The sequence below is a fragment of the Methylovirgula sp. genome (genome assembly GCF_037200945.1).
In the GTDB taxonomy this organism is placed as follows: domain Bacteria; phylum Pseudomonadota; class Alphaproteobacteria; order Rhizobiales; family Beijerinckiaceae; genus Methylovirgula.
The window spans coordinates 2,421,741-2,432,634 of sequence record NZ_JBBCGP010000001.1; the positions used below are offsets into that span (position 1 = coordinate 2,421,741).

A 10,894-nucleotide genomic window follows, 5' to 3' on the forward strand; every position below is an offset into this window, starting at 1 on the left:
CAGCCATCTGATAGTCGCGCCGCGCCTGTCATGACACGCTCTTACCAATGCCAAACGGCAGCATTGGACGGAGACAGAGTCATGAAAACCGCAAAAGAGCTCATGCTGGCTTATCTGGCCGGAAACGCCGAACAATCAGGCGCACTCTTCGCAGAGCAGGGAACTTTGGAACTGCCCTATCTCGCCTCGATAGGCGTACCGCCCGTCAACAAAGGGCCCGAGGAAACTACGAAGTTCCTGACCTTCCTACACGGCACGCTCTATCCGGATTTCAAGTTCGAGAACATCAAGGTTCATCTCGAAACGCCCGATCAAGTCTTCGCAGAATATTTCATCAATCACGCATCGGGCATCAACGGCAAACAGGTGCACCAGCAGTTTTTTGGTCATCTCGAGGCGGAGAACGGCAAGATCAAGCGCTTACGCGAGGCGATCGACGTCGTCCTCGCAGCCGAGGCGATCTATCCGAACGGGCTTGCCGACATCGTCGCCAAGAAAGCCTGACACTCATCTCTTATCGGAAAACGCGAGGAGGGATCGCAATGTCGGTTTCCCTGGATCAGGCAGAGGCAATCGTAAAGACGGCAAGAGCGAAAGCAGTCGAGATCGGCGTTGCGGCGACCGTTCTTGTGCTGGATGAGGCCGGCCACCTTAAAGCTTTTGCGCGCATGGAGCACGCTTGGCTCGGCTCGATTGACGTTGCGATGAAGAAGGCGCGGACAAGCGTTCTTTTTCAGATGGAAACGCAGCAGGTCTGGGAGGTGTGCAAGCCCGGCGCGCAGGCGCAGGGTCTTGAGCTGACCAATGATGGCCTCGTGACTTTTGCTGGCGGCATTCCGCTGAAGACAAGCAGCGGTCAATTGATTGGGGCCATCGGGGTCTCGGGCGGACAGGTGGCGCAGGATTTTGAGATAGCGCGCGCCGGACTGTCGGCACTCAGCGCGTAAATCTTATTTGCGAATCGTGGAGCGGAAGATGACGAGGAAAATCTTGATTACGGGTGCCGGCTCTGGTTTCGGCGAGGGTGCCGCGATCGGCTTGGCGCGTTTAGGACACGAGGTGATCGCGGCGGCGCATTTGTGGCCGCAGGTTACCGCCTTACGCCTCAAGGCCAAAGAGTTGGGATTGCCATCGTTGCGGATCGAAAAGCTGGATCTGCTCGACGCCTACGACGTGAAGCAAGCGGCGGGATGGGATTTCGATGTTCTCGTCAATAACGCGGGCATCGGCGAGGGCGGCCCGATTGCGGAAATTCCGTTGGATATTGTCTGCAGGAATTTCGAGATCAATGTCTTTGCACCATTGGGGTTGACGCAGCAGGTCGTGAAGAAATGGGTCGCGGCCGGCACGCGTGGGAAGATCGTTTTTGTCTCGTCGATGGGCGGTCTGTTCAGTCCGCCGGGGTTTTCCGCCTATGCCGCGACGAAACATGCGCTCGAAGCTATAGCTGAGGCGATGTATGGAGAACTGCAACCTTTCGGCATTCAGGTACAGACTATCAATCCCGGTGCCTTCCTGACCGGCTTCAACGAAGCGATGGCGGAGAACGCATTTCGCTGGCTCGACGACGATATCAATTTCACGAAGCGCGACGCGATGCGAAGGCTTGTCGCCGATCTCATCGGCGGCCCCGGTGGGCGTCTCGACCCCGAAGACATGATCAATAAAATGATCGAGGTGATTCCCGCGGAGCAAGGTCATTTCCGCAACGTGTTCCCGACTGTGATCGAAGACGCGCTCAAAAAACACCAGGCCGAAATGTTTGCCCGCAAGATTTGAAATCTTCCGCGTACGGCTTTCGCTTTGATGCCTCGAAGTAATTATACGACCGGATGATGGCGCTACCGCGGCGTTGTCCTTATCCGTTGGCGATCCGCTTTTAAAAGGCGGTGAAGGGAAGTTGACAATGCAGAGCTTGGCGCGAACTTTCATCGGGTCGTTGGGAGTGGTAGCGATATTCGCCACCACAGGTCCAAACGCCGCCGCCGACCCGCTAGACACAGAATCCTTCACGGAATTGCGGCAACTCTACAAACAGATCATCGACGCCGAGAATGCGCACGACGTCAAGGCGGTCGCGCCATATGTCTGGGATTCGCCTTCGACACTTTTCGTCGCCAAAACGTCCGATCCATCTCAGGGCAATTGGGCGGGGTTCTGGGGCAAGGACGTGGTGCTGGCGCACTTTGGCGCCCTTTACAAAGGCACGTTTCATATGGCTCCCGATTATACGCGGGAGAGAATCGTCGGTCTCACCAAAGATGTCGCCGAGACCTATGTTCCGCTACAGATTTCGGTGTCCTACGCCGGCCAGAACCCCGCGCCGAAGCCGTTCCTCATGATCGTGGAATGGATCAAGACCCTACAAGGCTGGCGGATGGCGACGGACATCGCTTTGCCGGTGCCGCCCGCGCCGCCGAAGCACCCTTGACGCATAGCTGTTCTGAGATGTTTTCATGGGGGGACAGGTGCCTCAAAGTGCTTGATCCGGAGCTTGGGTTCGTGTTCCCATAGTTTGTGCAATGACACTGGAGTTTGCGCGGAGTCGCGTTGAAAAATGGGGATCTTTCGTGCGCGATCGTTCATCTTCGCTATCAATGCTTATCTCGCGACAGCACTGGCACTTTACGTTTCCTTCGCCCTCGATCTTCCCAATCCTTGGTGGGCGATGGTTACGGTTTTTCTCGCCCAGCCGACGCAATTGCTGGTTGGTGCGATCTGGGCCAAGGCGGCTTACCGTGTCGTCGGCACGCTGATCGGGGCAGCCGGTTCGCTGCTCATCATTCCTAATCTATCGCAAGCGCCGGAACTCATGATCCTCGCGCTCGCCGGCTGGATCGGCCTATGCCTTTACGGTGCGCTGCTCGATCGCACACCGCGCGCCTATGTCTTCATGCTCGCAGGATATACGGTGGCGCTCGTCGGCCTGCCGCAGGCGACCAACCCCACCGCGCTCTTCGACGTCAGCGTCGCGCGTGCCGAGGAGATCGTCATCGGCGTGCTGGCGTCCGCGGTGGTCCAGAGCATTCTGTTTCCACGCAGCGTGACGGCTTTCATGCAGGGGAAGCTCAACGAAATTCTCGCCGACGCGCGGACGTCGATCAGAGACGTGCTGGCAGAGCCGGCTTCGTTGGGACCTGCGCTTGAGCACCAGCATATCGCGACGGGCTTGACGGATCTGAGCCTCATGGCGACGAATTTGCGCTTTGAGGAAGACTTCCCTGCCTCTGCTAGGCGCGTTCTGCGCGCACTTGAGGAACGTCTCGTCTCGCTTCTGCCCCTGACCAGCGCTGTGCAAGATCGCTTTGCGGCGCTGCGGGAGATTGGACCGATCCCCCCGATCGTCGAGGAAGTCGTAGCCGCTGTCGCAACATGGCTGAAGAGTTCGCAAGCTGCGGACAAGGCCGGCTATACCCAGATTGTGAGCGAAATCGAACGGCTCCATCCGCGCACCGACGAAGCCGCGGACTGGCCAAATTTGCTATGTGCGAGTCTCAGCGCGCGCCTCGCCGAGTTGGTCGGTGCATGGCAGGAATGCCTCGTGCTCACCGCGGCGCTGGGTAATCCGACACGCATCGATCCGGCGGTGCAAGCGTTGCCGGGCGATCGACGGCCGCGCACGTTACATACCGATGCTGGCCTCGCACTATTTTCCGCTATTGTCGTCGCACTGACGATTATCGCCATTTCTGCTTTCACCATCGCGACAAAGTGGGAAAATGGCGCAACCGCCATCGCCATCACGGCGGTGCTTTGCTCGATTTTCATCGCTGCGGACGATCCGACACCGATGGCGGGGACCTTGATCTACGGATTTTTCATCGCGTTTCCATTCGCAGTTTTTTATGAGTTCGCCATTCTGCAATCGATAGACGGGTTCGCCATGCTGGCGCTGGTCCTGTTTCCTGTCGTGTTTCTTGCCGGCTTTTTCTTCGCGCAGCCGAAATATGCGACGATGGCGCTTGGCTCGATGGTCGGCTTTTCAGCGGGCCTGGCACTTCAGCCCGAATTTCTTTCAAGCTTCGCAGCCTTTATGAATGCCTACGTTGCACTCGTCATCGGGGGTCTGTTCGGCTTCATCAGTCTGGGCACCCTGCGCGTACTTCCGGCGCAAAAGGTTGCGCAGCGGATTCGTCGGGCGGGCTGGAGCGATCTTGCTGCTCTTTCGGCCTCGCCATCCGATGAACCCGGCTGGGCGAGCCTGATGATCGACAGAATGGGCCTTCTCATCTCCCGATTGGCCAGGTTGCCCCACGGCGCCGACCTTGAATTGATGGATGCTTTGACGGACCTGCGTTTGGGCGTCACCATCATCGAACTCAACCACCTGTGCAGCGTGGTTGACCGGGCTGAAAAGGAGCGCATCGAGAGCTTCATGGCAATGCTTGGCAGGCATTTTAAGTCGCTGGCAAACGGCCGCCCTGAGATTTTGCCGCAAAGCGCCGTCGATATGCTTGACGCCATCATGGCAGGCATTCTTCGCCTGCCGAAAACGGCGGAACGAAGGGCCGGGCTTCTCGCCGCCGTCGGTCTTCGGCGTGGCCTTTTTCCACAGGCCGCGGCCTACCAACCTATGGTAAGCGTCAAGTGATTGCGGAAGCGAATCTGTTTGGCGTTTATTTCAGCGGCGCGTTGGTCGAGGCTTTAGCCGCCTTCCTCGCTCTGATGATTATAAGGCCGTTATTACACTGGCTTGGTTTCTACCAGATTGTATGGCACCGCAGATTGGTTGACATCGGTCTGTTTGTAATCCTTTGGGGCATCATGGTGGAGACGCTTCCGCCCTTGGGAGGGGCAGGTACGTGGCTGCGTTGAGTAATATTGCGTCGGCGTTGCGTACCGCCGGCCGCGTCGTCATCACCCTTTGCATTGTCGCTGTGGCACTCGTTGTCGCGCGGGAACTCTGGATTCATTACGAGGTCGAACCTTGGACGCGTGACGGCAGGGTCCGCGCCGATTTCGTTGAAGTCGCGCCGGATGTTGCCGGCCTTGTCGTGTCGGTCAATGTCCGGGACAATCAGGTCGTTCGCGCCGGGGATACGCTGTTCGTCATCGATCCGTCGCGTTATCAGATCGCTGTCGCGGATGCTGAGGCGCGGCAGGCCGACGCACGTGCGCAGCTTGAAGAGGCCGAGCGCGAGAATCGCCGGAATATAAAGCTCGGCACATTGGCCTCGTCCGAGACGCGCGAACAAAGCGATACGCGCGTGCAACAACTCAGCGCTGCGGTCGACCAGGTAACGGCTGCGCTCAATCTCGCGCGGCTGAACCTGAGCCGTACGGATGTCAAGGCAACGGTGAACGGCAGCGTGACCAATCTCAATCTGCGACCGGGTGATTATTTCACGCCTGGCCGGGCGGCGTTGCTGCTCATCGACGATGATTCTTTCTACATCATCGGCTATTTCGAGGAGACAAAGCTTCCGCGTATCAGCGTCGGCGATAAGGCGCGCGTCCAGCTCATGGGCGAGACGCATGTTATAAAAGGCCACGTCGAGAGTATTGCACGCGGCATTGAGGACCGGGAGCGCACGCCGGATTCCGACTTGCTCGCCAACGTCAACCCGACGTTCAATTGGGTTCGGCTCGCGCAGCGTATTCCCGTGCGTATCCATGTCGATGACAATCCCGGCCACGTCCGGCTCATCATGGGCCGGACAGCCACCGTCGACATTCTCCATAACTCGGCCCCGGGATCGGCCAAATGATGCGCAGCGCGCGCATCTCGGAGGCGTTTCGAAGAGCTTCGGCTTTGTTTGCAGCCGCAGCTTTGTGCGGCTGCTCGGTTGGGCCGGATTATCAACGGCCCTTAAATGCCGTCATCGATCGGCCTTCGGCTAATGGCAGCTTCGTCGAAGGCGAGCGGCCCGTCTTTGCGCAAGACGAACTCACTGGAGACTGGTGGCGTCTCTATCGCGACCCAACGCTGGATGCACTGATCGAACAGGCTCTCGCGGCCAACACCGATTTGCGTGTCGCGGCTGCATCAATCGCACGGGCAGAGGCGGGGGCGGACATTGCCAAAGCTGCGCAATTTCCGACGACGACACTCGAAGCCGACCCGACATTCACACGCCTCTCGCCGCAGGAACAATTGCTTCCGAATGTGAACATCCCGCCGCAAGGCCTCTACAGCCTTGGCGGCGGTCTTTCTTATCAAATCGATCTCTTCGGCCAAATTCGCCGCGCGATCGAGTCAGCGAAGGCGGACGTTGTTGCCGCACGCGAGGCTTACGACGTGACGCGGATCACCGTCGTCGCCGAGACAGCGAAAGCCTATTCAGATGTCTGCTCTGCGGGCAGGCAGATCGCGATCGCTCGGCGATCTGTGGCTTTGCAAACACGAAGCACGCAGCTCACGCGTGAACTCTTTCAGACCGGGCGCGGTATTTCCCTTGATGTGACGCGGGCGAAGGCGCTGGAAGATCGCGTTCGCGCCAGCATTCCACCGCTTGAGGCCGCTCAAAAAGTGGCGCTCTATCGCCTGACGGTCCTGACTGGCCGGCCGCCGGAGGAATTTCCGGCGCCAGTCGCGCATTGCGCCGACGAGCCACGGCTCGGTCAGCCGGTTCCGATCGGTGACGGTGCAACGCTCGTCGCGCGACGTCCCGATATCCGTCGGGCGGAAGCGATCTTTCATGCGACGACGGCGCTGGTTGGTGTCGCGATCGCTGATCTTTATCCGAAGGTTACGTTCGGACTGTCCGCCGCGTCGGTTGGCCCGAACGTGGCCCTCCTTCAATATAGCACGCTGAAATATTCCGCCGGTCCGCTAATCACCTGGGATTTTCCAAATCGGCTGGTGGCTGAAGCTCACATTCGCGGCGCAAAAGCCGATGTCGAAGTCGCTTTCGCCCAATTTGACGGCGCGGTGCTTGCGGCTCTGCGCGAAGTGGAAAGTGCGCTTGTCGTTTATGCGCGCGATCTCGACCAGCGCAAGCTTCTCGCCGCATCGCGCGACCAAGCGGCGATCGCAGCCGGTGATGCCGAGACGCTTTTCAAGGCCGGAAGTACAAATTACCTGACTGTGCTCGACGCCAACCTCGCGTTGATTACCGCGGATCAGTCGCTTGCCATGCTGGATGGTAAAATTGTCGACGATCAGATCACGCTTTTTCTAGCGCTGGGTGGCGGCTGGGAATCGCCGCGGCTACCGCCGCATAAGCCGATCGTGACACCGCCGTCACAAACAGCCAACCAGCTATAAGAACCGAGGATGGCGCTGCGCCCGTGCCGCTGGGATTGCGCGTCCTATAGAAGAAAGATAGTTTCCCACCGTCCCAATTTAGGGAACAAAAGGAGTGCGAATATGCGAGTTAGAGCAACTATCGTCGCCATCGCCACCGGAATTCTGGTCGCCACAGGTGCCAACGCCGTCAACATTCAAGAAACCGTCGAAATGATCACGCACTCGTCCGTTACGATGAAAGACGGCACGGTGATGCCGATGGAGATCGTCAGGATGAACGGAAAACTGTATGTCATGATGTCCGTGGACGATCTTCCTGACTATTTGCACCAGCAGGTCCTGAAGGTGATGCCGCAATAAATTTTATCTTGATTTCGCGGCCGATCCGGGTCGCGATCGGAACAATATCTTTCTATGGGTAGCCTCGCGGCGCGCGCGCTGCGGGGCTTTTTGCTGGGCTGAAAACCGAAGAGCGCTCCGGCGATTTCGGTGGATTTTGGACACCTCTCGATGGCCTGAATGCAAACCGCTCGCGCGCCGGCGGCCGAAATGTGCTGACGCAATGGATTCGATGGCGGCAACCCTTTGCGAGATGGGGGCTAAATACGTTTGAACGGGCTAAGATCGCAATTTGCCGCGGCCATGTCCGCCGCGGCGTTGATGACATCGATCGGCGATCCGTGTCTCGCCGGTCCGTTCTCAGCGTTTGCTGGAAATTGGGCGGGCAATGGCACGCTCACCATGAGCGGCACGCGCGAAAGAATTCGCTGCCGCGCGATCTATTTCGTTTCGTCCGGCGGCGAGAGCCTGCAACAAATCCTGCGCTGCGCGAGCGACAATTTTATCATCGATGTCCATAGCGACGTTGTCGAAATCGATGGACGGCTCTCGGGCACATGGCGGGAGACGTCGAGCGGCGTGAGCGGCTCTTTGAGCGGGGTCGCGCACGCGGGCACCATTCGAGGTTTGATCTCGGGGCTTGGGGTGACCGCGGCGCTTTCGTTGATTACGCACGGCCGTTCGCAATATGCGTCGATCAACCTTAGTGGCGCCACGACGGCTATCGTAATCGTCAATTTCCATCGGGTATAGAAACGGCGTCATCCGGAATCGACTGCAACGTCATGCAAAGAATTAGCTTGACCGCTCGCTGCTATTTTTTTGCGATTTGCTTATCGCTGGCTTTCTGCGTCCCAGCGAAGGCCGATCCTGGCGCCTTCCATGCTTTTCTGGAAAGTCTCTGGCCGCGTGCCTCGGCGCAAGGTATCAGCCGCGCGACATTCACGCGGGTTTTGGACAGACTAAGCGAAGACCCGTCTGTGCCGATTGCTGTTGCCAAGCAGCCGGAGTTCGAGCGGCTGCTGTCCACCTATTTTAAAGAAGCCGTATCGCCGACGCGCGTGGCCCGCGGGCGGGCATTGGCGCAGACCTACCACGGCGAACTTGACACTGTCGTCAGCCGCTACGGCGTGCCGCGCGGCATTCTGCTCGCTGCCTGGGGCATGGAAAGCGACTTTGGCCGCGACCGTGGCGACAAGGACATCGTTCGCTCGCTGGCGACGCTCGCCTTTCACCGCAGAGATAACGATCTCTTTTCCAACGAACTTCTGTCTGCGCTTGTCATCTTGCAAAGAGGCCAGCTTACTCGCGCGAGGCTTGTCGGCTCCTGGGCCGGCGCGATGGGCGATCCCCAATTCATGCCGTCGGCCTATCTCAAATATGCGGTGAGCTATCGCGGGGCCGGCGTGCCGGATATCTGGAACAGTCCGGCCGATACGCTCGCGTCGATCGGGTATTTCCTGCGCGCGTCGGGCTGGAACCCGGCTTTGCCTTGGGGCATGGAAGTCGTGCTGCCGAAGGATTTTGACTTCAAGACATTGCACGCGGATTTTCGCGACTTTGCGGCGGCGGGCGTGAAGGCCGCGAATGGCGCGGCGATGCCGCACGGCAATGCGACTCTATTCATGCCTGCCGGCGCCGGCGGTCCAGCGTTTTTGCTCAGCGAAAATTACTGGGTTTTGAAGGCTTACAACAATTCGGATTCTTACGCTTTGTCGCTCGCATGTCTGGGCGATCGCATCGAAGGCCGGAATGGCCTCCGCAAAGCATGGCCGCAACATCAAAAGCTCTGGCGGCGTTCGGAGAAGATCGAAATTCAGCACTTGCTGACGAAGCTCGGCCTTTATCATGGTACGTTCGACGGCAAGTTTGGACAGGCGTCGCGCGACGCGATCCACGCATTCCAGATTGAGGCGCGGGATGCGCCGGCGGATGGCATTGGCGGGCCCGGTCTGCTTGCTTTGCTGCATGCCAAAGCGGACGCGAGATAGCGCAGGCTATTTTCTCGGGTCGGCAATTCTTCCCTGGAATAAGACCGCGCCGGTTTGCTGATCCACAATGAAGAACAGGAAGGGACGGTCGACGATAAAGGGCACCGGTACCGGCCTGTTTTCAGGTGCCATGGCGCCCGCCCACTCCTCCACGACAGTCGCTGCGGCGGCCTCCGAACTCTCTTCGTTGACGTCAATGACGGCATGGTGGACGACGTCGCCGATTGCGATCGGCAGGTCAGCGGTCGGCTTTCCGGTCACGCCGCTGAAGTCGGCTCTCCCCATCTCGAAAGCCAAGCCCATGCCAGCCTTTTGTAACGGCGCGGCAAGGCTTTTCTGAAAGTCGGCGTGGAAGCGCGGCACTTGCAATCGTACATCGATGGTGCTCGCGGCGTTCAAATCGGCCAGCAGTTCGGCAAGTTGATCTGGCCCCAGCTTCGCGGCAAGGGCCGCGACTCCGTTGACCGTGTCGGGAAGGACGACGATCATGCCGAGACGTCCGTTGTCCGATCGATAGGGCAGGCGGATTGCATTGTAGCCGTCGCCTTTGACGAGCGCGTAATTGTCTTCGTCGTGCATCATCGGCACCTGAACCGCGTTCAACGCGCTCAGATGAAAGGGTCCGTCTTTGGTCACGCGCTTGTCGAATGGATTTTGCCAAAAGGCTTTGAGGTAAGCGGCGTTGGCGAGAACGAGGGCGGTGTCGTCCGGCAGGTCGCTCAAAATATGTGAGATCTTGCCGGAGGTCTTCTGCGCAACCCATTCATTGATCGCGTCGAGATCGCCCGTGAACGCTTCCGCATCATAAGATTTTTGCAGCAGGGCGCGATAATCGGCATCGACAATGCCAGACTTCACCTCGATCAGTGCATTGGCGGAATTGAGCGTGACGGAATCCTTGCCGCTGGCGGCATTGAGACCGGCGATCAGGCCTGAATTGGCGCTCGCGAGGTCCACGTCCGAAAGATGCAGCCCGAGCGTATCGCCAATTGCTGTGGCGGTTTCACCACGCGCGCCGGCAAGCACCATCGAGAGCGCGCTGCCGATCGAATAAGGCGAGAGCACGATATTGCCGGGCGCCTGCGCCAGATCCTGAAACAGGCGCTCGCCGGTTGCATTATAGGCGGAGACGAGCGCGTCCTTGGGTCTGGGAGACGCTGGCGCTTGGGAGAGCGCAGGGTCATAAAAACCGGCCAGCGCGACAAATAGTGGAGACGCCGTCAGTATCCGCCGAAAATTCATGGGCCTTCACCTTGGCAATGAGGAATTTATGGTCGTCGATTGTGGCGGTAGCGCGGTAATATCCGTCAGTGCTCAGCATCGCGCCGCTACGCCTAGCGGAAGAGCATAATGCGAAGAGATACGGCGGCCGCGT

The 10,894-nt window shown here is 58.9% G+C and carries 11 protein-coding genes; 10 read left to right on the plus strand and 1 reads right to left on the minus strand.

Annotated features, from left to right (window positions below):
• Positions 1 to 81: 81 nt before the first annotated feature.
• The 10 genes from WDN02_RS11885 to WDN02_RS11930 all read left to right on the plus strand — a co-directional run bounded on the left by WDN02_RS11885 (position 82) and on the right by WDN02_RS11930 (position 9,519).
• Positions 82 to 504 carry a nuclear transport factor 2 family protein gene (locus WDN02_RS11885; protein WP_337293695.1) on the plus strand — a complete coding sequence of 141 codons (423 nt, stop codon included), beginning with the start codon at positions 82 to 84 and terminating at the stop codon, positions 502 to 504.
• 38 nt (positions 505 to 542) lie between these two features.
• Entirely contained in the window at positions 543 to 947 is a 405-nt protein-coding gene (locus WDN02_RS11890) for a heme-binding protein (protein ID WP_337293696.1), read from the plus strand.
• Between the two features lie 28 nt (positions 948 to 975).
• Positions 976 to 1,779: an SDR family oxidoreductase gene (locus WDN02_RS11895; protein WP_337293697.1), complete on the plus strand. Its 804-nt coding sequence runs from the start codon at positions 976 to 978 to the stop codon at positions 1,777 to 1,779.
• Between the two features lie 127 nt (positions 1,780 to 1,906).
• Positions 1,907 to 2,431, plus strand: a complete 525-nt coding sequence (locus tag WDN02_RS11900) for a hypothetical protein (protein ID WP_337293698.1) — start codon at positions 1,907 to 1,909, stop codon at positions 2,429 to 2,431.
• A gap of 126 nt (positions 2,432 to 2,557) precedes the next feature.
• Complete coding sequence (locus tag WDN02_RS11905) at positions 2,558 to 4,591, plus strand: FUSC family protein (protein ID WP_337293699.1); 2,034 nt, start codon at positions 2,558 to 2,560, stop codon at positions 4,589 to 4,591.
• A gap of 211 nt (positions 4,592 to 4,802) precedes the next feature.
• Entirely contained in the window at positions 4,803 to 5,708 is a 906-nt protein-coding gene (locus WDN02_RS11910; protein ID WP_337293700.1) for an efflux RND transporter periplasmic adaptor subunit, read from the plus strand.
• Entirely contained in the window at positions 5,705 to 7,207 is a 1,503-nt protein-coding gene (locus WDN02_RS11915) for a TolC family protein (protein WP_337293701.1), read from the plus strand. Before WDN02_RS11910 ends, WDN02_RS11915 begins: the two co-directional genes overlap by 4 nt.
• A 102-nt stretch (positions 7,208 to 7,309) precedes the next feature.
• Entirely contained in the window at positions 7,310 to 7,549 is a 240-nt protein-coding gene (locus WDN02_RS11920) for a hypothetical protein (protein ID WP_337293702.1), read from the plus strand.
• Between the two features lie 249 nt (positions 7,550 to 7,798).
• Positions 7,799 to 8,281, plus strand: a complete 483-nt coding sequence (locus tag WDN02_RS11925) for a hypothetical protein (RefSeq protein WP_337293703.1) — start codon at positions 7,799 to 7,801, stop codon at positions 8,279 to 8,281.
• A gap of 32 nt (positions 8,282 to 8,313) precedes the next feature.
• The gene (locus WDN02_RS11930) at positions 8,314 to 9,519 is read left to right on the plus strand and encodes a lytic murein transglycosylase (protein ID WP_337293704.1); all 1,206 of its coding nucleotides are present in this window, start codon (positions 8,314 to 8,316) and stop codon (positions 9,517 to 9,519) included.
• A gap of 6 nt (positions 9,520 to 9,525) precedes the next feature.
• Here the strand turns inward: WDN02_RS11930 and WDN02_RS11935 are convergent, their stop codons facing one another.
• On the minus strand, positions 9,526 to 10,761 hold the full coding sequence (locus tag WDN02_RS11935; protein ID WP_337293705.1) for a serpin family protein: 1,236 nt from the start codon (positions 10,759 to 10,761) through the stop codon (positions 9,526 to 9,528).
• Positions 10,762 to 10,894 lie beyond the last annotated feature (133 nt).